26 protein-coding genes and 2 pseudogenes are annotated in these 23,634 nt (G+C 61.3%); 24 read left to right on the forward strand and 4 right to left on the reverse strand.

Translation table 11 applies throughout. The annotated features are described in order from the left end of the window. The first annotated feature begins 4 nt into the window (after nucleotides 1–4). The 15 genes and pseudogenes from nuoG to cobJ all read left to right on the forward strand — a co-directional run bounded on the left by nuoG (nucleotide 5) and on the right by cobJ (nucleotide 13,187). On the forward strand, nucleotides 5–2,716 hold the full coding sequence (gene nuoG, locus JCM25414_RS00305; RefSeq protein ID WP_025840345.1) for an NADH-quinone oxidoreductase subunit NuoG: 2,712 nt from the start codon (nucleotides 5–7) through the stop codon (nucleotides 2,714–2,716). Further along, nucleotides 2,713–3,675 carry an NADH-quinone oxidoreductase subunit NuoH gene (nuoH, locus tag JCM25414_RS00310; RefSeq protein WP_035442362.1) on the forward strand — a complete coding sequence of 321 codons (963 nt, stop codon included), beginning with the start codon at nucleotides 2,713–2,715 and terminating at the stop codon, nucleotides 3,673–3,675. The genes nuoG and nuoH overlap by 4 nt, the downstream gene beginning before the upstream one ends. Before the next feature lie 13 nt (nucleotides 3,676–3,688). Continuing rightward, nucleotides 3,689–4,201 carry an NADH-quinone oxidoreductase subunit NuoI gene (gene nuoI, locus JCM25414_RS00315; protein ID WP_025840347.1) on the forward strand — a complete coding sequence of 171 codons (513 nt, stop codon included), beginning with the start codon at nucleotides 3,689–3,691 and terminating at the stop codon, nucleotides 4,199–4,201. A gap of 2 nt (nucleotides 4,202–4,203) precedes the next feature. Then, nucleotides 4,204–4,707 (forward strand): NADH-quinone oxidoreductase subunit J, encoded by a 504-nt coding sequence (gene nuoJ / locus JCM25414_RS00320; protein WP_025840348.1) that lies wholly within the window; start codon nucleotides 4,204–4,206, stop codon nucleotides 4,705–4,707. A 1-nt stretch (nucleotide 4,708) separates the two neighbouring features. Then, nucleotides 4,709–5,020 carry an NADH-quinone oxidoreductase subunit NuoK gene (gene nuoK, locus JCM25414_RS00325; RefSeq protein WP_025840349.1) on the forward strand — a complete coding sequence of 104 codons (312 nt, stop codon included), beginning with the start codon at nucleotides 4,709–4,711 and terminating at the stop codon, nucleotides 5,018–5,020. Between the two features lie 117 nt (nucleotides 5,021–5,137). After that, nucleotides 5,138–6,862, forward strand: coding sequence for an NADH-quinone oxidoreductase subunit L (gene nuoL, locus JCM25414_RS15390; protein ID WP_242403187.1), 1,725 nt, complete (start codon nucleotides 5,138–5,140; stop codon nucleotides 6,860–6,862). Beyond that, nucleotides 6,859–8,361, forward strand: coding sequence for a complex I subunit 4 family protein (locus JCM25414_RS00335; RefSeq protein WP_025840350.1), 1,503 nt, complete (start codon nucleotides 6,859–6,861; stop codon nucleotides 8,359–8,361). Before nuoL ends, JCM25414_RS00335 begins: the two co-directional genes overlap by 4 nt. Then, nucleotides 8,361–8,678: a hypothetical protein gene (locus JCM25414_RS21050; protein WP_051535575.1), complete on the forward strand. Its 318-nt coding sequence runs from the start codon at nucleotides 8,361–8,363 to the stop codon at nucleotides 8,676–8,678. The genes JCM25414_RS00335 and JCM25414_RS21050 overlap by 1 nt, the downstream gene beginning before the upstream one ends. A gap of 26 nt (nucleotides 8,679–8,704) precedes the next feature. Beyond that, entirely contained in the window at nucleotides 8,705–9,055 is a 351-nt protein-coding gene (locus JCM25414_RS25565) for a proton-conducting transporter transmembrane domain-containing protein (protein ID WP_051535576.1), read from the forward strand. Further along, nucleotides 9,046–9,807, forward strand: coding sequence for an NADH-quinone oxidoreductase subunit N (locus JCM25414_RS21060; protein ID WP_051535577.1), 762 nt, complete (start codon nucleotides 9,046–9,048; stop codon nucleotides 9,805–9,807). Before JCM25414_RS25565 ends, JCM25414_RS21060 begins: the two co-directional genes overlap by 10 nt. Nucleotides 9,808–9,959: 152 nt before the next feature. Beyond that, a complete protein-coding gene (locus tag JCM25414_RS21065) occupies nucleotides 9,960–10,439 on the forward strand; it encodes a hypothetical protein (protein WP_159101671.1) in 480 nt (159 codons plus the stop codon). After that, nucleotides 10,354–11,013 carry a hypothetical protein gene (locus JCM25414_RS21070; RefSeq protein ID WP_148300861.1) on the forward strand — a complete coding sequence of 220 codons (660 nt, stop codon included), beginning with the start codon at nucleotides 10,354–10,356 and terminating at the stop codon, nucleotides 11,011–11,013. The genes JCM25414_RS21065 and JCM25414_RS21070 overlap by 86 nt, the downstream gene beginning before the upstream one ends. Nucleotides 11,014–11,076: 63 nt before the next feature. Further along, nucleotides 11,077–11,712, forward strand: a complete 636-nt coding sequence (locus JCM25414_RS00355; RefSeq protein ID WP_025840354.1) for a precorrin-8X methylmutase — start codon at nucleotides 11,077–11,079, stop codon at nucleotides 11,710–11,712. Then, a pseudogene (locus JCM25414_RS15405) lies at nucleotides 11,709–12,429 on the forward strand (precorrin-2 C(20)-methyltransferase). Before JCM25414_RS00355 ends, JCM25414_RS15405 begins: the two are co-directional and overlap by 4 nt. After that, nucleotides 12,426–13,187, forward strand: a complete 762-nt coding sequence (cobJ, locus tag JCM25414_RS00365; protein ID WP_025840355.1) for a precorrin-3B C(17)-methyltransferase — start codon at nucleotides 12,426–12,428, stop codon at nucleotides 13,185–13,187. The pseudogene JCM25414_RS15405 and the gene cobJ overlap by 4 nt, the downstream one beginning before the upstream one ends. On the opposite strand, the gene JCM25414_RS00370 is transcribed toward cobJ, so the two are convergent. Then, nucleotides 13,163–13,918 carry a cobalt-precorrin-6A reductase gene (locus tag JCM25414_RS00370; RefSeq protein WP_025840356.1) on the reverse strand — a complete coding sequence of 252 codons (756 nt, stop codon included), beginning with the start codon at nucleotides 13,916–13,918 and terminating at the stop codon, nucleotides 13,163–13,165. The genes cobJ and JCM25414_RS00370 overlap by 25 nt on opposite strands. Before the next feature lie 3 nt (nucleotides 13,919–13,921). On the opposite strand from JCM25414_RS00370, the gene JCM25414_RS26230 reads away from it, so the two are divergent. Genes JCM25414_RS26230 through cobM form a run of 5 tightly spaced genes read left to right on the forward strand, consistent with a single transcriptional unit; the run spans nucleotide 13,922 to nucleotide 16,314 of the window. Beyond that, the gene (locus JCM25414_RS26230; protein WP_369345938.1) at nucleotides 13,922–14,071 is read left to right on the forward strand and encodes a hypothetical protein; all 150 of its coding nucleotides are present in this window, start codon (nucleotides 13,922–13,924) and stop codon (nucleotides 14,069–14,071) included. 56 nt (nucleotides 14,072–14,127) lie between these two features. Next, nucleotides 14,128–14,430, forward strand: a complete 303-nt coding sequence (locus JCM25414_RS26235; protein ID WP_369345940.1) for an SAM-dependent methyltransferase — start codon at nucleotides 14,128–14,130, stop codon at nucleotides 14,428–14,430. Next, nucleotides 14,379–15,155, forward strand: a complete 777-nt coding sequence (gene cbiT / locus JCM25414_RS26240) for a precorrin-6Y C5,15-methyltransferase (decarboxylating) subunit CbiT (protein WP_369345941.1) — start codon at nucleotides 14,379–14,381, stop codon at nucleotides 15,153–15,155. The genes JCM25414_RS26235 and cbiT overlap by 52 nt, the downstream gene beginning before the upstream one ends. After that, complete coding sequence (locus JCM25414_RS00380; protein ID WP_025840357.1) at nucleotides 15,152–15,535, forward strand: cobalamin biosynthesis protein; 384 nt, start codon at nucleotides 15,152–15,154, stop codon at nucleotides 15,533–15,535. Before cbiT ends, JCM25414_RS00380 begins: the two co-directional genes overlap by 4 nt. Then, a complete protein-coding gene (cobM, locus tag JCM25414_RS00385) occupies nucleotides 15,532–16,314 on the forward strand; it encodes a precorrin-4 C(11)-methyltransferase (RefSeq protein ID WP_025840358.1) in 783 nt (260 codons plus the stop codon). Before JCM25414_RS00380 ends, cobM begins: the two co-directional genes overlap by 4 nt. Before the next feature lie 110 nt (nucleotides 16,315–16,424). On the opposite strand, the gene JCM25414_RS00390 is transcribed toward cobM, so the two are convergent. Then, nucleotides 16,425–16,823 carry a helix-turn-helix domain-containing protein gene (locus tag JCM25414_RS00390; protein WP_025840359.1) on the reverse strand — a complete coding sequence of 133 codons (399 nt, stop codon included), beginning with the start codon at nucleotides 16,821–16,823 and terminating at the stop codon, nucleotides 16,425–16,427. An 86-nt stretch (nucleotides 16,824–16,909) separates the two neighbouring features. Further along, nucleotides 16,910–17,830: a LysR family transcriptional regulator gene (locus JCM25414_RS00395; protein WP_035442417.1), complete on the reverse strand. Its 921-nt coding sequence runs from the start codon at nucleotides 17,828–17,830 to the stop codon at nucleotides 16,910–16,912. A gap of 92 nt (nucleotides 17,831–17,922) precedes the next feature. Between JCM25414_RS00395 and JCM25414_RS00400 the strand changes: the two genes are divergently transcribed. The 4 genes and pseudogenes from JCM25414_RS00400 (at nucleotide 17,923) to JCM25414_RS15415 (ending at nucleotide 23,233) form a co-directional block, all read left to right on the forward strand. Beyond that, entirely contained in the window at nucleotides 17,923–18,624 is a 702-nt protein-coding gene (locus JCM25414_RS00400) for a pirin family protein (protein ID WP_025840361.1), read from the forward strand. Between the two features lie 55 nt (nucleotides 18,625–18,679). Next, nucleotides 18,680–18,946 carry a metal-sensing transcriptional repressor gene (locus tag JCM25414_RS00405; protein ID WP_025840362.1) on the forward strand — a complete coding sequence of 89 codons (267 nt, stop codon included), beginning with the start codon at nucleotides 18,680–18,682 and terminating at the stop codon, nucleotides 18,944–18,946. Between the two features lie 14 nt (nucleotides 18,947–18,960). Then, nucleotides 18,961–20,133, forward strand: coding sequence for an efflux RND transporter periplasmic adaptor subunit (locus JCM25414_RS00410; RefSeq protein WP_025840363.1), 1,173 nt, complete (start codon nucleotides 18,961–18,963; stop codon nucleotides 20,131–20,133). Beyond that, nucleotides 20,126–23,233, forward strand: a pseudogene (locus tag JCM25414_RS15415) (efflux RND transporter permease subunit). Before JCM25414_RS00410 ends, JCM25414_RS15415 begins: the two are co-directional and overlap by 8 nt. Here JCM25414_RS15415 and JCM25414_RS00420 read toward each other — a convergent pair. Next, the gene (locus tag JCM25414_RS00420) at nucleotides 23,221–23,604 is read right to left on the reverse strand and encodes a VOC family protein (RefSeq protein WP_025840364.1); all 384 of its coding nucleotides are present in this window, start codon (nucleotides 23,602–23,604) and stop codon (nucleotides 23,221–23,223) included. The pseudogene JCM25414_RS15415 and the gene JCM25414_RS00420 overlap by 13 nt on opposite strands. Nucleotides 23,605–23,634: the final 30 nt, after the last annotated feature.

Here is a 23,634-nt window from a genome sequence, read left to right on the forward strand (position 1 = left end):
CCCGATGGCAAAAATCGTAATCGACGGCCGCGAGGTTGAAGCACGCACTGACGTGAACCTTCTGCAGGCCTGTCTCGAGGCAGGGGAAGACCTGCCCTATTTCTGCTGGCATCCCGAACTCGGGTCTGTTGGCGCCTGCCGCCAATGTGCCGTCAAGCAATATGCCAATGCCGATGATACGCGCGGTCGTATCGTTATGGCCTGCATGACGCCGGTGACCGAAGGCGCGATCATCTCGGTGGAAGATCCCGAAGCCAAGGAATTCCGTGGCGAGGTGGTCGAGTGGCTGATGACCAACCACCCTCATGACTGCCCTGTCTGCGAAGAAGGCGGCGAGTGCCATCTTCAGGACATGACCGTCATGACCGGTCATCGCGAGCGTCGTTATCGCTTCGACAAGCGCACCCACAACAATCAGGAACTCGGTCCTTTCGTGAAGCACGAAATGAACCGCTGCATCTCCTGCTATCGTTGCGTGCGCTTCTATCGCGATTATGCGGGCGGCGAGGATCTGGGCGTTTTTGCCTCGCATAACAACGTCTATTTCGGACGCCATGAGAGCGGCACGCTTGAGAGCCCCTTTTCAGGCAATCTGATCGAGGTCTGCCCGACCGGCGTGTTTACCGACAAGCCGTTCTCGAAGATGTACAGCCGTAAATGGGATATGCGCGGCGCACCCTCCGTCTGCTCCAACTGCGCGACAGGCTGCAACACCATCATCAATGAGCGCGCCGGCAAGGTTCGCCGTACGCTCAACCGTTATAATGATGAGGTGAACCGCTACTTCCTGTGCGATCGCGGTCGCTTCGGTCACGGCTGGGTCAATGCCCCCACGCGTCTGCGTTCGGCGGGTTATGTGATCAATGGTGACATGACGCCGGTTCCGGCACAGGCCGCACTCGATCATTTCGGCAAGATCGCAGCTTCCGGCAAGCTGGTGGGCATCGGCTCGCCGCGCGCCTCGCTGGAATCCAACTATGCCCTGCGCAAGCTGGTCGGTGCCGAGAATTTCTCGACCGGCATGGCCGAGCCTGAGCATGGTCTGGTCAAACTGGCCGTCTCGCTGCTGACGTCCACCCCCGCCCGCATCGCCACGATGCAGGAGATGGAAACGGCTGACGGCGCGCTGATTCTGGGTGAGGATGTTTCGGCAACCTCGCCGCGCATGAGCCTGGCGCTGCGCCAGATCAAGCGCACGGCCTTCAACAAGGCTGCCGATCAGGCCCGCGTGCCGCACTGGATGGACGCCTCTGTGCGTACGCTGGGTCAGGACACGATTTCGCCGCTCTTCGTGGTGTCACCGACATCGACCGATCTGGACGGCTTCGCTCAGGAGGCCGTTCGCGCCATGCCTGACGACGCGGCCCGCCTTGGTTTTGCCATCGCCCATCGCATCGATGCCTCTGCACCCGATGTGACGGGTCTGACCGACGCTGAAACGGCAGCGGCGACGCGTATTGCCGAGACCTTGCTTGCGGCAGAAAAGCCGCTTCTGGTGTCTGGCCTGCAATATGCGTCTCCTGCCCTGCTTCAGGCGACGGCCAATATTGCTTCGGCCCTTGCTGCTAGGGGCAAGACGCCGCTGATGAGCTTCGTCCTGCCGGAAGCGAATTCCATGGGGCTTGCCCTGATGGATGGGCTGTCTCTCGACACAGTCGCGTCACGCGCAGCCGACGCCACGCTCATCGTGCTCGAAAACGATCTGAGCCGCCGTCTGGATGGCGCTCAGTTCGACGCGCTGGTCGGTGGTGCTGCCAATCTGGTCGTGCTCGATCACTCGGTCACGCCGACGGCCATACGCTCGCACGTCACCTTTCCCTCGGCAGCCTATTCCGAAACGGACGGCACGCTGGTCAGCGCCGAAGGTCGTGCCCAGCGCTTCTTCCAGGTGGTCTATCCTGATGCTCCGCTCCAGGCGGGGTGGCGCTGGATTGTCGATATGGCGCAGGCCGCTGGCCTCAGCCATGTGCAGCCCTGGGCCAGGCTGGACGATCTGATCGCCGAGATCGCCACTGTCATGCCGGTTTTTGCCCGCATCCCAGAGGCAGCACCGGGTTCGGATTACACGCTCGAAGGCACATCGCTGCGCAGCCAGACGCATCGCGTCAGCGGTCGCACGGCCATTCGCGCCAATATCAGTGTGCGCGACATTCCGCCGCCGAGTTCGCCCGACACGCCGCTGCATTCCACCATGGAAGGCTCCTACGGGACCGATATGCCCGGCACGCTCGTGCCGTTCTATCAGGTGCCCGGCTGGAATTCCGAGCAGGCGCTCAACCGATTCCAACAGGAAATCGGTGGCAAGATGCGCGGTGGTGATAGTGGTGTGCGTCTGGTCGAGGGGGCTGAAGGGGCCGCTCATGGCTATGCCATGGACGTGCCGAATGCCTTCGTCGCTCGTGCTGGTCAGGTCATGCTCCTCCCCGAGGCGCGTGTGTTCGGCACCGACGAAATGAGCATGATGGCTCAGCCGATCGCCGATCGTGCTGCCCCGGCCTTCATCCGTGTCGGTGGTACGGTGGCTGAGGGCGCACAGGTTCGCCTGTCGCTGAATGGCGAGATCTACACGGTCGATGCCGTGTCTGACCCGACCCTGCCCGAAGGTGTGGCGACCTGCCCGCCCCATATGGTGTCGCGCTCCTGGTCCACACCGGGCTGGGTCTCGCTTGAAATCACGGCGCCTGCCGAGCGTATTGGAACGGAGAGCGCGGTATGATGCCCATCGTGTGGCCAATTCTTGTGATCGTCGTGACCGTCTTTGGCGTTCTCGGCGTCGCAGCGCTCTCGACGACACTGGAGCGGCGCCTTCTCGGCGTGTTCCAGGATCGTCCCGGCCCTAACCGTGTCGGACCTTTCGGTCTCTTCCAGATCATCGCCGATGCGATGAAGATGCTGTTCAAGCAAGACTGGATCCCGCCTTTCGCCGATAAATGGGTGTTCCTCGTGGCCCCGATCATCGGGTTCATGGCGGTTCTGCTCTGCTTCGGCGTTGTGCCGATCACGCCGATCTGGAGTGTTGCGGGTGACCTCAATGTCGGCCTGCTCTTCGTTTTCGGTATGCTCGGACTTGGCGTTTATTCCGTGGTTCTCGCCGGTTGGTCGTCCAACAACAAATACGCCCTGCTCGGTGGCATGCGTGCCGCCGCCCAGATGATCTCCTATGAGGTCTTCATGGGCCTTTCGGTCATGGGCGTGGTGATGGCGGCTGGTTCGTTCAGCATTCGCGACATCGTCGAAGCCCAGACGAATTGCTGGTTCATTATTCCGCAATGCGTTGGTGCCGTCATTTTCCTGCTCGCCGGTATTGCCGAGACGCATCGTCTGCCTTTCGACTTTCCTGAGGGCGAGAACGAGATCGGCGCCGGGTTCCATACCGAATATTCCGGCATGAAATTCGGTCTGTTCTATCTGGCTGAATATGCCGGTGTCGCGCTTAGCTCGGCCCTGATCACCACGCTTTACCTGGGTGGCTGGCATGGCCCGTTCCTGCCGCCCTTCCTGTGGTTTGCGATCAAGGTCTTCCTGCTGATCTGCTTCTATATCCTCCTGCGTGCAGCACTGCCCCGTCCGCGTTACGACCAGCTGATGTCTTTCGGCTGGAAGGTGCTGCTGCCGCTATCCCTGCTTAACATTCTGGTCACCGGCGCGGTCATTCTGCTGCGCGCGGGCGTCTGAGAGGGAGCGCGCCATGCTCGGTATTCTCCGCACTATATGGTTGACGTTCCTGCACATGTTTCATCGCAATGAAACGGTTCAGTATCCGGACGTCAAACCGTACCTGTCCCCCCGCTATCGCGGCCGTATCGTTCTGACCCGCGACCCCAGCGGCGAAGAACGCTGCGTGGCCTGCAATCTTTGCGCGGCAGCCTGCCCGGTCGATTGCATCAGCCTGCAGAAAGGCGAGAAGGAAGGGCGCTGGTATCCGGAATTCTTCCAGATCAATTTCTCACGCTGCATTTTCTGCGGTTTTTGTGAGGAAGCCTGCCCGACCTATGCCATCCAGCTCACGCCCGATTTCGAGATGAGCGAATATGTGCGCCAGAACCTGGTTTACGAAAAGGAAGACCTCCTGATCAGCGGTCCCGGCAAGGTACATGATTACAGCTTCTATAATGTTTCGGGGCTCAAGATCCCGGGCAAGAATAAAGGTGAAGCCGAAAATGAAGCCAAGCCCATCGACATTCATGCGCTGATGCCCTGATCATGAATATCATGCTTGAACTCTATGGGCTGATTGCCATCGGCGCGACCGCGTTGGCGATTACCCGCACAATCCCGGTGCATGGCCTGCTTTATCTTGTCGTGTCCCTTCTGGCCCTGGCCTGCATGTTCGAACAGCTTGGTGCGCCTTTTGCCGCCATGCTCGAAATCATCGTCTATGCCGGCGCGATCATGGTGCTGTTCGTGTTTGTGGTCATGATGATCAATCTCGGCCAGCCCGATCAGCTTCGTGAAAAAGGCTGGTTCGCCGGTGGTGCCTGGATCGGCCCCAGCGTGATCTCGATCCTGCTGATGGGGCTCCTTGTCTACGGGCTGCACCATAACACCATGGCAGTGGGCACGGTCGGTGCTGCTATCGGCCCGAAAGCAGTCGGCCTGACGCTGTATGGTCCGTATATCCTGACCGTTGAGCTTTCATCTTTCCTGCTGCTCGCAGGGCTGGTGAGCGCCTATCACATCGGCCGCCGCATTGGGGGGAATTCCTGATATGACTGCTGCCGATCCCAATGGCGCGCTCATTGTCGCCGTCATTCTCTTTTCACTCGGAGCGTTGGGCGTTCTCGTACGCCGCAACCTGCTCTTCATGCTGATGTCGACCGAGATCATGCTCAATGCCGCATGCCTCGCCTTTATCGCGGCGGGCAATCGCTGGCATATGGCGGATGGCCAGGTCATGTTCATGATGGTCGTGGCTTTTGCCGCAGCGGAATCCGCTGTCGGCCTGGCCATCATCCTGCGCATGCATGCTGCTGGACGCTCCACGCTTGATGCCGATACCGGCAACCGTCTGGGGGGTTAGTCTCGTGGCTTCGCTGCTTCCGCTCGTCATTCTCTGCCCCCTTGCGGTCTCCATCATCCTGATGCTGACCGGGGGCAAGTTGCCCGCAAGGCCACGACGCTGCTCGTCGGCGCGGGGATGGGGCTTTGCGCCCTGTTCGCCGTGGTCTCGGCCTACAGCTTTCTCTCTGGCCCGAATTCGCTTGGATCGCTGCACGTCGTGCTGTGGAACTGGATGAATGTCGGCTCCTTCAACGCCCAGATCGCGCTCACGCTCGACCGGCTCTCGCTGGTCATGATGCTGGTCGTGTCCTGCGTCGGCTTCCTCATTCTCGTCTATGCCTGCGCGTATATGTATGACGACGAGGATATCGCGCGCTTCTTCACCTATATGACGTTGTTCGTCGCCTCCATGCTGCTGCTGGTTCTGGCGTCAGATCTGCTTGGCGTCTTCATCGGCTGGGAAGGCGTGGGGTTGTGCTCCTATCTGCTCATCGGCTTCTGGTATGGCGAACAGGCCAATGCCATCGCCGCGCGCAAGGCCTTCGTGGTCACGCGTGTCGGTGACGCGCTGTTCCTGCTCGGTATGCTGCTGATGGCAACGGCCGTCGGCTCGCTGGACATTCCGACACTTCTGGCTGTCGGCCCCCATGCCGCGCCGCGCACGCTGACGCTTGGCATGTTCCTGCTGCTCGGCGGCGCCATGGCCAAATCGGCACAGGTGCCGCTCCAGACCTGGCTTCCTGATGCCATGGCTGGTCCGACGCCTGTTTCGGCCCTGATCCATGCCGCGACCATGGTCACGGCGGGCGTCTATCTTCTTGCTCGACTGCATGGGCTGTTCGTCATGACGCCGCTGGCCATGCTGGCCTGCGCCATTGTCGGCTTCGTAACCATCCTGCTCGCTGCCGGTAGTGCGCTGGTTCAGACCGATATCAAGCGTATTCTCGCTTATTCGACCATGAGCCAGCTCGGCTACATGTATCTGGCGCTCGGTTGCGGCGCCTGGCATGCGGCCATGTTCCATCTCGTGACTCATGCCTTCTTCAAGGCGCTGCTCTTCATGGCGGCCGGTTCGATCATCCTGCGCGTTCATCACGAGCAGGACATCTTCAAGATGGGTGGTCTGCGCAAGGACATGCCTTGGGTGTTTGCCGCGTTCCTCGCGGGCTCGGCAGCACTTGCCGGTCTGCCGCTGATCACGGCGGGTTATTTCTCAAAGGAACTCATCCTTGGCAGCGCCTATGATCTGAGCCCGATCTTCTGGGCCGGTGCGCTGTTCGGTGCCTTCCTGACTTCGATCTACATCTTCCGCTGCGTGTTCATCGTGTTCTGGGGCGGTCATCGCACCCATGCTCACGGTAAGTCCGGTCTGGCCATGGCGCTGCCGATGGCCATCCTGTCGGTGCTCGCCATCGGCGGTGGCTGGATGGAAATGCCGGATGCGATTGCAAACGTGCATATCTTCTCGAACCTGCTGGCACCCGTGCTGGGCGCCTTGCCTGAAGAGCATAATACCAGCCTGCTCATTCTCGGCTCGCTTGTGCCGATTGCCGGTGTGACCATCGCCTGGACGCTGTGGCGCCCCAAGGGCGAAGCACCGGTTGCTGCCGAAAGCCCCGCTATTGCGACGCTGCGCGCCGATTGGGGTTTCGACACGCTGTATGACTGGCTCTTCGTGCGGCCGTTCATGGTGCTTGCCCATCTGAACCGTCGTGATTTCATCGATCGTTTCTATGATCTTGTTGCAGCCCTCACACAGGGCAGCGGACATGCTGTTGCGAAGCTGCAGAGCGGCCAGGTGCGTCGCTATGCCGGCTGGATCGCAGCAGGAACGGTTGCAGCTCTTTGTCTGGCGGTATGATGATGTTTGCACTTCCCGCTCTCGTACTTATCCCCTTCATCGGGGGTCTCGCAGCCTGGCTTGTCGGGCTGCGGGGCGCTTCACGTGCCGCCTGGGTGTCGTCTCTGATCACCCTTGTTCTCATGGTGGTGCTGCTCGCGCAGATCACGATCAGCAGCTTTGCCGCTGGCGCCGGGGCAGGGGGATGGTTCGCCCATTTCTCCATGGCCTGGGTGCCGATGCTCGGTATCAATGTGCGGTTCGATCTCGACGGGCTGAGTCTCGTCATGCTTTGGCTGAACGCGCTGATCGCGCTGCCTTGCGCGCTGCTCAGCGCCCGTAACGTAGCCGATCGCGCTGGACTGTTTCACTGCCTGCTTCTGGCCACTGTGGCCGGAATCAACGGCGTGTTCATGGCGACCGATCTGTTCCTGTTCTTCTTCTTCTGGGAACTGATGCTGCTGCCGCTTTTCGGGCTCATCCTGATCTGGGGCGATGCCGGTCGTCAGCGCGCCGTGCTGAAATTCTTCCTGTTCACGCAGGGCAGCGGCCTGTTGATGCTTCTGGCCATTCTGGGTCTGGTCATCGTCAATGCCCAGCGCACCGGCGTGATCACCTTCGACTATTTCGCCCTGTCGCAGACCGCCATGATCGCGCCGATCGCGCCGGTGCTGATGCTGGGCTTCTTCATCGCCTTTGCGGTGAAGCTGCCGATGGTGCCGTTCCACGCCTGGCTACCTGACACCTATGCAGCGTCGCCGGCTGCGGTGAGCATCCTGCTTTCGGGCGTGCTGGCCAAGACGGGCGGCTACGGTCTGATCCGCTTCGTGGTCATGCTCTTCCCGGGGCCGGCCGCGCATCTCGCGCCTATCGCCATGACGCTTGGTGTTGTCGGTATTCTCTACTGCGCGTGGCTTGCCGTTGCGCAGGACGATATCAAACGCCTGATCGCCTACTCTTCCATCAGCCATCTTGGTTTCATCCTGCTGGGTGTGTTTTCGGGCACGCGCATCGGTATGGAGGGCGCCATTGCCCAGATGGTGGCGCATGGTCTGAGCACCGGGGCGCTCTTTGTGATTGCCGGTCTGCTGGAAGAACGTCTGGGCACACGCGACATGTCCAAAATGGGCGGTCTCTGGCCCGCCATGCCGCAATTCTCGGCCCTGGCCATGTTCTTTGCCGCCGCCTCTCTCGGCCTTCCGGGTCTGGGAAATTTCGTTGGTGAGTTCCTGGTGCTGATGGGCACATGGCAGGTCAGCCATGTGATGACGTTCTTTGCGGCTGCTGGCCTGGTTCTCTCTTCGGTCTATTCGCTCACGATGATGCTTCGCGTGTTCTATGGCCCGAAAAAGACCGAAAGCCTCGCTCCGCTCGGTGCGCCTTCCGTGCCGCATATCGCCGTTCTCGGTGTGGCAGCCCTTCTTCTCCTTGCGCTTGGTGTCTATCCTCAGCCGGTTCTGAACCTCTCAGTACCTGCAAGCCCCCATGTCGTGAGCATCGCTCAGGAGCAGGCCCAGTAATGTCTTTCTCGTTCCTTCCCAATGCTGTGCTGGTGCTCTGCCTCGGGAGCCTGGTGCAGCTCGCCGCCATTTCGTGGCGGCGTCATGTGGCGCGTGACGCCATTTTGTGCGTCATCGTGCTCGTGGCGGCTCTCGCCTCGATCATGCTGCCTACGGCCTTGATCATGAACGGTGCGCTGCCGCTTTTTGCGCCCGATACCTGGGCGTCGTTTGCGGGTGCGCTGATCATTCTTTCCGTTCTGGCCATTGTCCTGATGTCGCGCCATGCGCGATCAGCGCCGACCCGACTGTCAATAGCGAGTATTTCCTGCTGCTGACGCTGGCGACGTTGGGCGGGGTCGCCATGACCGGCGCCGTGCATTTCATCTCGTTCTTCCTCGGTCTCGAAACGCTCAGCCTCTCATTGCTCGGTCTGATCGCCTTCCAGAACAAGCGTCTGGATGCCGGTGAAGCAGCAATGAAATATCTGCTGCTCTCCGGTGTGGCCTCGGCCACCATGGTATTCGGCTTTGCGCTGATCTATGCCGAGACCGGATCGCTGCGCTTTGGTGCTCCAGACCTGTCTCAGGCTCCTGAGCCGATCATCGGCACGATGGGCGTGATCCTCGTGCTGACCGGCATGTTCTTCAAGCTGTCTGCCGTGCCGTTCCATCTCTGGCTGGCTGATGTTCTTGAGGCACGTCGGTGCCGGTAGCGGCGCTTGTGGCGGTGACATCAAAGATCGCGCTGTTTGCCGCGATGCTGCGCTATTTCTCCTCGGTCAATCTCTATCTGCCAAGCGCGCAGGTGAACGAGATCCTGATCGTGGCCGTGCTCAGCATGCTTGGTGGTAACCTGATGGCGGTGGTGCAGACCGATCTGCGTCGCCTGCTGGCAGGCTCGTCTATCGCGCATGTCGGTTATCTTCTGGTGGCCTTTCTGTCGCCGGGTCCGTTCGGTGTGGCCTCGGCAGCCTTCTATCTGGCGGCCTACGCGATTTCGACCATTGGCGTGTTTGCCATCATGAATGGCGTGCTGCCGCAGGGTACCGATATCCGTGAATGGCACGGCCTGTTCCGTCGCAAACCTGCGGCGGCTCTGGCAATGTCGGTCATGCTGATCTCGCTGGCTGGCATTCCGCCTGCAGTCGGCTTTTTTGCGAAGTTCTACATCGTGGCGGCCGGTGTCTCCGCGCATCAGACCCTGCTGCTTTTCGTCCTGATTTTGAGCAGCACGATCGGCCTGTTCTACTATCTGCGTCTGATTCTCATCATGCTGACGCCCGCTCCGGCCGGTCGTGAGACCCATGCCGAGGTGACGGCGCCGACCCCGGTCAACGCTGCACTGATCGCAGTTCTGGCCTGCGCCACCATCCTGCTGGGTATCTGCCCCAGCACGCTGGTGCAGCGCAGCCAGGGTCTGGTCGTTGCTCCGCCGCTACCGGCCGCGCCTGCAAGGTTACCCTGATTGTTAGCAGGGCCTTGTGCCGGAAGGTCAGAAAGCTGCATGTCGCGAGGCATGCAGCTTTTTTTATGAGGCAGGCACGCCAAGTAGCGCTATCACCGCCTGATGACGCGTTCTCCTCTCCGTAAAGGTTGGTGTCCGAGCTCCATGCTCCCATGCAGACGCATGATGGCTGGCTCGTGCGTGTCACCCCCGACCTCGAAGGGCTGACGCCCGCGCATCTCTCTTTTCTTGCAGCAAAAGCAGCCGGGTGGGGCAATGGGCGCATCACGCTCACCATGCGCGGCAATCTGCAATTGCGTGGCTTCGACGAAGTCGCTGCCCGCCGGTTCTCGGCAGAGGCGGCGGAAAGGGGGCTGGGTCTTGCCAATCCTGAACGCGAGTCCCGCCGCCGCCTGCTGTTCATGTCGCCTCTTGCCGGCCTCGACCCGGATTGCGCGTCCGACACGCTGGCGCTTGCGCGCGAGGTAGAGGCCGCCCTCATCGCGCCCGATCTGGGCTGGCGCCCCCCCCGAAAAATTCGGGGTGGCTGTCGATGGCGGGGGACACGTGCCGAGCGGGGCGTTGCGGGCCGATCTGATGCTGCGCCACGAGCAGGGCGACTGGGTTCTTCATCACGGCCCGACCCGGCATAGGGGTGGCAGAGCCGTCATTGTCCCGCTTCTGCTCGATCTGATAGCGGCTTCATCGGCGCAACCGAGGGCAGAACGGGCGCTACACCGCGCCCCATCGTTCACGGGGCAGAGACCCTCGCTCATGGGCGCGTTTCTGCCGGAATGTTTCGGGGCGCTCGCCCTTCTGGGAGAGATCAGTGCTGCGACCTGCTTCATGCTGGCAGAAACGGCGGCAAGGGTTCGCGTGACGCCCTGGCGAGGCATTGTGCTGGATCGAACTGTAGAGGCGCCCGATCTCATGACCGACCCGAAGGATAGCCGGAAGGACCTGATCGCCTGCCCCGGCAAGGGCGGCTGTGCCCATGCACTCAGCCCGACCCGGCAGGATGCCTTGTCTCTTGCATCCGCGCTTTCAGGTCGCAGTCTGCATGTTTCGGGCTGCGCCAAGGGTTGTGCTTCTCGTGGTCTGAGTGATGTGACCCTCGTTGCGCGTGAGGCAGGTTATGATCTCATCTGGAATGGAACGGTCGCCGACAGGCCGGTCGAGACTGGCCTTGGCATCGCGGACGTGCGAAGGCGTCTGCATCGTCCGTGACGCGACGAGATAGACAGGCCCGGATTTACTGAACCGGGAAGACAGGAAGGAAGAAAGCCACCCATGACCGAGGGGCGCTACGACTACATTCACGACGGGGCTGCAATCTACGCGCAATCCTTCGCGACGATCAGGGCAGAGGCCGATCTCTCCGGCTTTACGCCCGACCAGTCGCGTGTTGCTGTGCGGGTGATTCATGCCTGCGGAATGGTCGAGATAACGCGCTCTCTGTCTTTTTCTCCCGATTTCGTTTCTGCGGCGCGGGCGGCTCTTCTTGCAGGCAAGCCGATCCTTTGCGATTCAGAAATGGTGGCCCATGGTGTGACCCGGGCCCGCCTGCCTGCTGAAAACCAGGTGATCTGCACCTTGCGCGACAAGCGTACGCCCGAAGTTGCGGCTTTTATCGGCAATACACGCTCGGCGGCGGCAGTCGATCTCTGGGGCGACGATCTTGATGGGGCTCTGGTGGCTATCGGTAATGCGCCGACCGCTCTTTTTCGGCTCCTCGAACTCATCCAGCATGGCGGTGAGCGCCCTGCGGCCATTATCGGCATGCCGGTCGGGTTTGTGGGCGCGGCGGAGTCGAAAGAGGCGTTGGCCCTGTTCGGCGAGATCCCGTGGGTCATCGTACGTGGCAGGCTTGGTGGCAGCGCCATGGCGGCGGCCTGCGTGAACGCACTGGCAAGCGAGACGGAATGAGCGGTGTCTGTCGAATCCTCGGTATGGGGCCGGGTGATCCTGAACTCCTGACGCTCAAGGCGGTGCGGCTTCTGGGCGAGGCCGATGTGGTCGCCTGGTTTGCTGCCTGCGGTCGGGCGGGCCATGCGCGGGTGATTGCAGACGGGCATATTCCCGTAACAGCGCAGGAACTGCGCTTTGACTATCCCTTCACCACAGGCGTCTCGGTTGAAGACCCGCGCTATCTCATCGAGATGGCCGCGTTCTACGATTCCTGCGCGCAGCGTCTGGCAGAAGAACTCGCGCAGGGGCGTCATGTCGCGCTGCTTTGCGAAGGTGATCCGTTTCTCTACGGCTCGGCCATGTATTTGTTTGATCGTTTGAGTCCCGCCCATCGTTGCGAGATCGTGCCCGGTATTTCCGGCATGAGCGGGTGCTGGTCGGCAGCGCATCTGCATGGTGCATGGCGATGACGTGCTGAGCGTGCTTCCGGCCACGCTCGATGAAGAGAGCCTCGCGGCCTGGCTGAGTCGTGGCGATGCGCATGTGATCATGAAGCTCGGGCGTAATTTCGCCAAGGTGCGCGGGGCTTTGCAACGTAGCGGACGGCATGAAAACGCCGTCTATGTCGAGCGTGGTACGCAGAGCGGTCAGATCTGTCTACCTCTCGATCAGGCGCCGGAAAAAGCACCGTATTTTTCGATGGTGCTGGTACCTGGCCGCAAGCGCGCCCGATGAGTCTGCGTCTTTACGTCGTGGGGCTCGGCCCAGGTGCCGCAGAGCAGATCACGCAAGAGGCGCGTGACGCGCTGGCACAGGCGACCGACCTGCTTGGTTATGGTCTCTATGTTACACGCGCCGTCGTGCTTGGAGCGGCTGGTAATGCCGTGGCGCATGTGACCGATAACCGCGAAGAGCTTGGCCGGGCGCGCCATGCGCTCGAACTTGCCATGCAGGGGCATGTGCCGGTCGTGGTGTCTGGTGGCGATGCCGGGGTGTTTGGGATGGCGAGTGCCGTGTTCGAGGCTCTGGCTGACGGGCCCGAAGCCTGGCGTGCGATCGATATCAGAATCATTCCCGGTGTTACCGCCGTGCTGGCAGCCGCCGCGCGTCTGGGTGCGCCTCTGGGCGGCGATTTCTGCGTTGTTTCTCTTTCCGACAACCTCAAGCCCTGGGAAATTGTCGTCAGACGTCTGCGCCTTGCCGCAGAGGCCGGGCTTGTGATCGCACTCTACAACCCGCGCTCTCTTGCGCGGCCGGGGCAGCTCGATCTGGGGTTTGCGGCACTGCGCGAGGTGCTGCCGGGAGATATTCCGGTCGTTTTTGCGCGTGCGATCGGGCGTCCTGCCGAGCATGTGCTGAGCACGACACTGGCCCAGGCGAGGGGGGAAAGCGCGGATATGAGCACGCTGGTGCTGATCGGCTGTGCCCATACGCGTCAGATAGAGCGACCGGGCCAGACGCCGTGGCTCTATACGTTGCGCCGTATTCCCTGAGTCGGGTTCTGCTCAACCCAGTCCAGCGCGGCCTCGACGCTTGCGCATTCCTGTGCAGGCGGCAAGGCAGGGCGATCGACCATGATCACCTCAAGACCGAGAAGCCGTGCGGCTTCCAGCTTGGCGATTGTCGCATCGGACCCTGCATTTTTTGTCACGAGACAATCGATCCTGTGCTGCTTCATGAGAGTGATCTCGTCATCGAGTGAGAAGGGGCCACGCGCCAGAATCAGGGTCGTGTGAGGAGGAAGAGGCAGATGCGGTGTCTCGATGCTGCGCAGGAGATAGCGGTGCGGCGTCATCATGAACGGGGCGAGGTCCTTGCGCCCGGTTGTGAGGAAAACATGGCGCGGCATTTCTCCCAGAGCCGCTGGCACCTGGGCGATCGTGCTCACATGGTGCCATCGTGCCCCCGGCGGCGCCTGCCAGGCCGGTCGCGCCAGACGCAGCAGCTTTATGGCGCAAAGCTGCGTGGCTTCGACGGCATGGCGGCTCATTTGCGCGGCGAAAGGATGGGTTGCGTCGATGACCGCATCGATCCGGTTGGCCCTGAGATAATCTGCCAGCCCCGCAACGCCGCCGAACCCGCCAATGCGCGTTTCGGCGGGCACGGGGAGTGCCGAGTTTGTGACCCCTGCCAGTGAAAAAATGATATGATGACTGCGTCGAGACTCCAGCGCGCGGCAAAGCTGGCGTGCCTCGCTCGTTCCCCCAAGGATCAGGATCTGCATCGTTTGCCTTCTCTTGCTTTTCACTCAGGCGCCACACCCTGGCTCACCGTCGTCGGGCTAGGTGAAGACGGGTTTGAGGCGCTTTCACGACAGGCGCAACGGGCAATCGCTGACGCCGAGGTGATTATGGGAGGCAGGCGCCATCTGGCCTGATCGAAAGACGAAGCCGTGCCGAACAGCAGCCATGGCCATCGCCCTATGCTCAGGCCATGCGCGCACTTGAAAAGCATGAAGGCAGGAAGGTGGTGGTTCTGGCCTCAGGCGATCCGTTCTTTTTCGGTGCAGGCACGCAGCTTGTCGCGCATTTTGGTCGTGAGGCGCTGTGTGTCCTGCCGGGGCGCTCCTGTCTGACCGCCGCCTGCTCCCGTCTTGGCTGGTCGGTACAGGATATCACGGTCGTTTCTCTATGCGGGCGTCCGCTTTCGCGGCTCGTGCCGCATCTTCAGCCGGTGCACGGCTGTTGCTGCTTTCTGCCGACGAGACGACCCCAGCCAGAGTGGGGGCTTTCCTGACCGAACATGGGTGCGGCCAGAGTTGGCTCCATCTGCTTGAGGCCCTCGATGGCCCCGATGAGAGCCAGCGCGCTCTGCGCGCCTGCGAGGCAGTGCCGGAGCCTGTTGCCCGGCTCAATATGGTGGCGGTCGAGATCGTGGCTGGCGCAGGGGCGCGATTGATGCCGCTCTCCAGTGGTCTGCCGGATGATTTTTTCGAGCATGACGGGCAGATCACCAAGCAGGAAATCCGTGCGGTGACGCTTTCGGCGCTGGCGCCGCATCCGGGGCAGATCCTGTGGGATCTGGGGGCAGGATCAGGGTCGATAGGCATCGAATGGATGCTGCGTCACCCCGCCAATCGCGCTTTTGCGGTCGAGCGCGATGCGACGCGTGTGGCCCGTATCATGCGTAACGCCGAGGCGCTGGGTGTGCCCGAGCTTCACGTGGAGCAGCACGCTTTGCCCTGCGCTCTGCCCGGTTTTTCGGTGCCTGATGCCGTGTTTGTCGGTGGGGGTGTCGGCGTGCCGGGGCTGCTCGAAATGGGCTGGTCCGCGTTAAGGCCGGGCGGGCGTCTGGTAGCCAATGCGGTGACGCTTGAAGGCGAGCAGAGGCTTTTCCAGGCTTTTCAAGCGTGGGGGGGTGCGCTATCGCGCATCGGCGTAGAGCGTCTAGGACCGATAGGCAATGTGTTTGGATTCAGGCCCGCGATGACAGTAACCCAGTTTCAGGCTGTCAAGACATGATCATCGGGGGATTGGGCTGCAAGCTCGATGCCTCTCCAGAGGCTATGATCGCGGTAGTAAAGCAGGCTGTCGAGCGTTGGGGGCTGCCCCATAGCTTTGCGGTGCCGCCATTCAGGCAGAATCACGCGGCGGTTCAGGCCGTCGCCCAGCTTTTCAGCCTGCCGATTGCCATTGTCGATCTTCTGGCTCTGGCCTCGGCGCAGCCGCGCTGCCTTACCCATTCCGAACGTGCGCGCATCACGATGGGCTTTGGATCGATCGCCGAGGGGTGCGCGCTGGCCGCGCTGGGCCCGCAGGCGCAGCTTCTCGGCGCGCGTATCGCCGGTGAAGGGGTCACTTGCGCTTTCGCCTCGATCGCCCCCGATATGCTCTCTCCATGACAGTGCATTTCATCGGCGCCGGGCCGGGTGCTGCCGATCTCATCACCATACGCGGGCGCGATCTTCTGGCCCGTCTGCCAGTCTGTCTTTATGCGGGATCGATCATTCCCCCCGATGTCCTGGGCTTTTGCGGGCCGCAGACCCGACTGATCGATACGGCGCCGCTTTGTCTGGACGAGATCGAGGCCATTTTCGTTCAGGCCCATCGTGACGGTCTGGATGTCGCCCGCCTGCATTCGGGCGATCTGTCTGTTTACAGCGCCGTCGCCGAGCAGGTTGCCCGCCTGAACAAGCAGGGCATTCCTTACACACTGACACCGGGTGTGCCGGCCTATGCGGCTTCCGCTGCGCTTCTGGGGCGGGAACTGACGGTGCCGGGGCTGGTGCAAAGCCTTGTGCTGACGCGCATCTCTGGGCGGGCTTCCGCAATGCCGGAGGCCGAAACGCTGGAGGCCTTTGCAGCGACTCGAGCGACTCTTGCAATCCATCTTGCCATACACAGGCTTGAGGAGGTGGTGACGCGTCTGCTGCCGTTCTACGGCTCAGCCTGTCCCGTTGCGATCGTCGCCCGTGCGAGCTGGCCGGATGAGCGTTGCGTTGAGGCGACGCTCGGGGAGATTGCCGGGGTCATGGCCGCCGAGCCCGAGACACGTACGGCCCTCATTCTGGTGGGCCATGCGCTTGACCCGGCAATGACGAGAGAGAGCGCGCTCTATGACGCGCATTATCAGAGGCGGTTTCGCGGGCGCGATGAGACCCCACCGCGCGAGATCATCTAGCCGGACGTGGCGCGTGTCATGACGTGAGCCCGTAGTGAAAGCGTGCCGACTGTCTGGTCAGGGCGGCACGCCTGGGCTTGCCGCGCCATACGCAGTCATGGATCGCGAGCTCAGGCCGTGTTGTCGTCTTCTTCTCTCCGACGGGCTGTCGATTGCTTGTGAACCTGACGCTCCATCCATTTCTGAGCAGTCAGTTTCAGTTCGGGATCGAGAAAACGGTACAGGCGCAGCAGATCGTCTTCATCCGGGGTGAGAACGGCAGGAATATCCTCTTCGACCATGCCTGTAAGAAAGGCTTCAGTCGAAACATCGAAAAGAACAGCGAGCTTGGGAATATATTTGCGCAAACTACCGACACGGCCTGTTTCCCAAAAAGCAACAGCCGATCGCGATACCCCCAGAGCGTCGGCAAGTTGCTGCTGACTAAGGCCTTGGCTCTTCCGAAGCATTGCGATGCGCCGTGTGAGAGCAAAGCTGGGTGAGATTTCGCCCTTTCGATTTACCGACATGTTTTCTTGCTCTCTATTCTTCAGAAATTTTACAGCAACACGGTTAGCACTTGCTGAAGGCCAAAATCAGCCCCCTTTCGGTAAAATTAGGTGGATTGTTTCCAGGGTTTGCGGCGTAAAATACCGCCTATGAGGTCAAGAAATGACGCGACCCGCGCCGGGTGAGAGCGCCCCGGCGGCGTCAGCAGGCAAAGTTCGGTCTCGGGAAAGCGCCATTCAGGCAGTACATGTTCCAGCCTGCCGTCACTCAGGGCGGCCGCAATCATGAACTCGGGAAACACGCCCATACCGATCCCTGCCAGGAGAGCGGGAAGAAACGCTTCGGCATTATTGGCGCTGTAGCGTGGCTTGGGTGGTTCGACCTGAAGTGCCTCGCTCTCGCAGCTCATGCGCAGAAAACTGCCGGTCTGTGTGCTGGTATAGAAAAACCCGTCATGTTGCCTGAGATCTTTCGGATGAGACGGGCGACCATGCTGCGTCAGATATCGGGGTGAGGCGACCAGAAGCAGAGGGATGCGGCACAGACGAAGCCCGCGCAAAGAGGAAGGGGCGTGGGAGGCAATTCTGATTGCAATATCGAACCCGCCCTCAATCAGGTCGAGCTGCTCATCCGTATAGGTGATCGAGAGGGTAATATCGGGAAACTGCGCCAGAAAATCCGGAAGGAGCGGTGCGACATGGCTGAGTCCGAAAGAAATAGGGGCAGTGACCCGCAATAATCCATGAGGATGGTGCACAGCGCGTCGCAGCTCGGCTTCTGCAGCCTCACCCTCTCCGAGAAGGCGCATGGCATGAGCCAGAACACGATGCCCCGTCTCGGTCAGGGCCAGCTTGCGTGAGGTCCGGTTGAAGACGAACGTGCCCGTCGCCTGTTCGAGGCGTGTGATCGCCTTCGAAACAGTCGGGCGTGAAAGGCCCAACGCATGTGCGGTGGCGCTGAACGACCCCAGCTCGACGATGCGGGCAAAAATGGCGAGAGCCTCGAAATCGGGCAGGCGTGATGTCATAAAATGGAACCGATCTGTTTCCATTATTTCTATATCTTGACTCTGCCCTGCTTTTCTATGGTGAGCGCATCAAGGAACGAAGGATTATCCTCATGATCGATTATCGCCCCTTCGCCTCTCTCGGCCATGCCGATCACGGCTGGCTCAAGGCAGCCCATCATTTCTCGTTCTCTAGCTATCACGACCCCAACCGTATGGGTTGGGGCGCGCTGAGGGTCTGGAACGACGATGAGATTGCCCCCGCCAGCGGCTTTCCCTCTCATCCCCATCGCGACATGGAGATCATCACCTATGTGCGTAGTGGCGCTATTTCGCACCGGGACTCGCTCGGTAATGAAGGGCGCACTGAGGCAGGGCAGGTCCAGGTCATGTCCGCGGGCACGGGCATCGTGCATAGCGAGGCCAATCTGGAGAGTGAGACCACGACGCTGTTCCAGATCTGGATCATGCCAGACCGTCGCGGTCATGCACCCTCATGGGGCACCCGACCCTTTCCGGTCGAGGCACGAGACAACCGCCTCGTGACTCTTGCCTCAGGCGTGGCAGGTGATGAAGACGCGCTCAGGATCAATGCCGAGGCACGGGTCAAGGCGGCGACGATCAGGCGCGGCGAGACGCTCTCCTGGGCGCTCGAACCGGGATGGTCGGGCTATGCGGTTCTGGCCTCGGGCGCGGTTAGGCTCGGCGATCTGGCGTTGAAGCCGCGTGACGGCGTGGCCATTCGTGATGAGGGGCCGCTGACGATCACGGCTGAAGAGGAGTCGGAAATCGTCGTGGTCGAGACGGCTGGCTGATGGCGGGCGCGAATTATGCTTCCCTATACCCTCCCCCCTAGGGTATAGGGAGTATATGAGCGCGCATAAGCACAAGCAGATTTCTCTTCGTCTGAAACAGGCCCGGGGTCATCTCGAAAGCATTCTCGAGATGATCGAGGCCGATCGCAGCTGCGCCGATCTCGCGCAGCAGATACAGGCCGTCGAGAACACGCTGCGCAATGCCAAGCGCAGCCTGATCCGCGACCATGTCGAACACTGCATCGTCGAGGCGATGGCGGATGGCGGTATCACCCGCGACGATGCCGTGCAGGAATTCGCCCGTCTCGTGAAATATCTTTGACAAGGGGGCGAGCGATGCGGCTTTCCGTCTCCCTGTTCCTCGTGGCGGGCGCTCTGTCTCTGGCGGGCGCCTTCGTCATGCCGTGCGCGCAGGCAGAAGAGGCGTGGCATCATGTCTTCGAACTTTCGCCAGAGGCCCAGCGCAACGAGCGTGTTGCGCTCGTTCCCCTGACCCAGGGAACGCTGTTTCATCAGATCGCCGCGATGGCGCGCGTCGATGCCGATACCAGTCGGGTGGTCGATATCCATTCCGCAGGCAGCGGCAAGGTCACGGCCGTGCATGTGACGCCGGGACAGCGCGTCACGCTGGGCGAGGCGCTGATTTCCTATACCGATCATTCACTGCACGAATTGCAGTTGCAACGCGAACAGGTCGTTGCAGCACTCGACTCCGCACGTGCGGGAGAGGCCGAGGCTAGTCTGCTCTACAAGCGCGGTCTGGCGCTGGCCGGAAGTGCGGTCTCCACGGGCGAGCTTGAGAGGCGGCGTATGGTGCTGCAACAGCAGCGCGGTCTGGTGACGGCCCGTCAGGCCGATCTTGCGACGCTGGAGCACCGTCAGACCGAAGAGTTCACTTCAGTCACGGAGCGGATCGTTCAGGACGAAGCCTCCGACCTGATCAGCCCGGTTAACGGCGTCGTTCAGGCTGTTCGCACGGCCGTGGCAGCCGATATCACGGCGGGCGATAGTCTGGTCACGGTGGCCGACCTTTCCCGCCTGTGGCTGGTGGCGGATATCTCACCTGAAGATGCGGCCCAGCTCGCCATCGGAGGCGGGGCAGTGTTTCATCTTGCCGGGCAGGAGAAATCCCTCCCTTTCAAGGCTGAAATAGAGACGATTGCCGGTCTGGCCGATCCGTCGACCGGCCTTGTGCGCGTGGTCTGTGCCCTTGACCATCCGCCCGGTTTTATCAGACCGGGCATGATGCTCGATGCGCTCTTCCAGAGTGGGGCAGGCAGCAAGGGTCTGATCGTGCCCAAAGCGGCGTTGCAGGAGATCGACGGGCGTGATGTGGTTTTTCTGCGTCGCGACGCAACGCATTTCATGCCGGTCGAGGTGCAGATCGTCGAGCAGAATGAAGAAAGCGCCCTGATTACCGGGTCCGTGCATGAGGGCGAACAGATTGTGGGCGAGGGCAGCTTCACGCTGAAATCCATGGCGCTGCTCTCTTCCATGGCGGATGACTGACCGGGCCATGTGGCATTTCCTGCAAGCCAATAAACTGGCGGTTCTGGCGCTGTGCGCGCTGCTCGTTCTGGCGGGGCTTTTCGTCGTGCCCGGTCTGCCGGTCGAGCCTGTACCCGATATTTCACCGCAACAGGTTCTGGTTTCGGTCACGGCGCCTGGGCTCGCCACTGAAGAGGTCGAAAAGCAGATCACCTTTCCGCTTGAGGCCAGCCTGACCGGATTGCCCGCTCTTGTCGATCTGCGCTCTGTATCGCGTACCGGGGTTTCTGTCGTCTATCTGCAATTCGACGAGCATTCCGATCTCGATCTGGATCGGGCACGGGTGAATGAGCGGCTGCAAAAGGCGCGTGAGAGCATTGCCGTGCCCGTCAGCCTTTCCATGGGGCCGCTCGCCACCGGCATGGGCGAGATCATGCAGATCCAGATCAAGGGAGATAAGCGTTTCTCCCCGCTGGCGCTGAACCGGCTCATGACCTGGTCGGTCGCCCCGCAACTGCGCCTTGTACCGGGTGTGGCAGAGGTCAACGTCAATGGTGGTGCCGAAGAGACCTATACGCTTACTCTCGATCCAGCCCGTATGCGCGCTCATGACATTCCCATGGGGCGTATCTACGCAGCGATAGAGAGTAATAACGCCTCTTCAGGGGGCGGGTGGATTGCGCAGCAGGCTGAACAGCAGATCGTGGTCGGGCGTGCGCTTGTCGGCTCATTGGCCGATTTCGGGGCCATTCCGGTCACGATGGGGGCCAATGGTGTCGTGCTGCGCTTGCGGGATCTGGGACATGTCTCTCTCGGCGCCAGATTGCGTCTCGGCGCGGTGACGCGTGATGGCAAGGGCGAGATCGTCAATGGTGTGGTGCTGATGCAGAAAGGTGCCAGCTCGAATGCCACGCTCGATGCCATCAACCGGGCGCTGCCCGATATCCGCCACTCCCTGCCGCCGGGTGTGACACTCGAACCCTTCTACAGTCGCGCGACCCTGACCGGCGAGACCGTGCATACGATCAAGGAGAATCTGCTGCTTGGCGCGCTACTGGTTTTTCTCACGCTGTTTTTCGTGCTGGGAAACTGGCAGGCGGCTCTGGTCATCATTTCGGTGATTCCGGTTTCGCTTGTGGCGGCGTTTGTCGGCATGCGTCTCTTCGGCATTTCGGCCAATCTGCTCAGCCTTGGGGCCATCGATTTCGGCATGATCGTCGATGGATCACTGGTCGTTGTTGAACATCTGATGGTCGAGCGCGGCCGGAACGATAAGGGTGAGACGCTCGAAAGCCTCGCCGTGCATAGCTGCGCGTCGTGCTGCGCCCCGTCAGCTTTGCAATTTTCGTGATCATCATGGTCTATCTGCCCATTCTCACCCTTCAGGGTGTCGAGGGGCGGATGTTTCGTCCGATGGCCCAGACCATCATCATGGGGCTGCTGACGTCACTCGTCTATTGCTTCGTTGTGGTACCGGTTCTCTCGTCTCTTGCGTTGCGCCGCGCCCGACAGGACCGCGAGACGCGTCTCGTCGTGAGGCTGCGCGGGGTTTACGAGCCTGCACTCTCATGGTGTGCCACTCATGCGAAAATCGTGTTTCTCACCACAGGCACGGTCTTCGTTCTGGCGCTGCTGCTTGCATCGCGCCTGGGCGGCGAATTCGTGCCGCAGCTCGAAGAGGGTGCGCTGGTTGTCACCTCCATGCGACTGCCGAGTGCGTCCCTGCCCACCGTGCTTCATTCGGTGACGCAGCAAGAGCAGATCCTGAGTGGCTTCCCCGAGGTCGAAACGGTGGTCAGCAATACCGGCACCTCTGCCATTCCAACCGATCCGATGGGGACGAACGAAACCGACAGTTTCATTTTTCTCAAACCGCGCAGTGCGTGGCGCGCCGGAATGACACAGGCGAAACTGATCGGGGCCATGAGCGCGAAGTTGTCTCATGATCTGCCTGACGCGTCCTATTCCTGGACGCAGCCGATCGAAATGCGGATGGACGACATGCTGTCGGGCGTGCGCAGCCAGATTGCGATCTCGATATACGGCGACGACCTCACGATGCTCAACCGACTGGCAGGCAGGCTCGTTGCGACGGTCGCCTCAATCCCCGGTGCGGCGGACGTGGCACAGCAGGGCGAGGGCTCGGTGCCTTATCTGCATATCGACGTCAATCGCGATGCTGCGGCCCGTCTGGGCGTCGCGATACCGGAAATTCTGGCGACGATCGAAGCCATCGGTGGGCATATCGGCCGCCCGGTGATTCTGGATAATGCGCTGGTTCCGACCCAGATTCGCTATCGTGAGGGCGCGACGGCCTCTCCCGAGCGTATCGGCGGTTTGCAGGTGCGGCGTGAAGACGGGCGCGGCTGGGTGCTGCTCAAGGACGTCACCCGGATGGCGATAGAGCAGGGTAACGCCCGTATCGACCGGGACTGGCTGCACAGACGCGTTGTTGTGCAGGCCAATGTGCGCGGTCGCGACGTCAAATCGTTCGTCAGTGAGGCTCAGGCAAAAGTCGCTAGGGCACTGGTTATGCCAGCCGGGTACCGCCTGAGCTGGTCCGGGCAGTTCCGCAATCTCGATTCAGCTGTGAAGCGTCTGAGCATGGTGGTGCCCATCGCGCTCGTGTTGATTTTCGTGTTCCTGATTTTGGCTCTGGGTACGCCGCGCGCCGCCCTTCTGGTATTCATCAACCTGCCGATTGCGGCCACTGGTGGCATATATGCTTGCGATACGGGGGCTGCCTTTCAGTATTGCAGCGGGGATCGGTTTTATCGCCCTGTTCGGCGTGGCCATTCTCAATGGCGTGGTGCTGGTCAGCCAGATACGCGATTTCCGACTGGCGGGCATGGCCGCAGCCGAGGCAGCCTTTGCCGCAGCAAAGGCTCGTTTCCGTCCGGTTCTGGCGACGGCATCTGTGGCGAGTTTCGGGTTTTTCCCGATGGCGTTTTCGGCAAGTGCCGGGGCTGAAGTCGAGCGGCCTCTGGCGACTGTGGTAATCGGAGGGCTGATCACCTCAACCCTCCTGACGCTGCTCGTTCTGCCGCTGCTCTACGCCCGGTTTTTTAACGACGGGCCTACACAGGCGTCAGAAACAGGGCAGGCTGCTCAGCCCATGTGATGCATGGCGCAGAGCTTGTTGCCTGACGGGTCACGCAGATAGGCCAGATAGAGCGTACCGATAGCGGTCTCGCGTGGACCGGGCGGGTTTTCGATGGCGACACCGCCATGGGTCAGACCGGCCTTGTGCCAAGCCTCGATTTCTTCTGGCGAATTGGCCGAAAAACCGATTGTGCCACCATTGCCGCAAGCAGCAGGTTCGCCATCGATGGGTTTGGTCACGACGAAGCGGCTACCGTTATGCACATAGAGAAGTCGGCCCGTCTTCGGGTCGACCTTCGCGGGGGGACACCCCAGAACGCCGAGAACCGCGTCGTAAAACGCCTTCGACGCTTCCAGATCGTTGCTACCGGTCACGATGTGACTGAACATGAAGTTCTCCTTGTCAAGCTGGGCAGACCG

Source organism: Asaia platycodi JCM 25414, from assembly GCF_000614545.1.
Classification (GTDB): Bacteria; Pseudomonadota; Alphaproteobacteria; order Acetobacterales; family Acetobacteraceae; genus Asaia; species Asaia platycodi.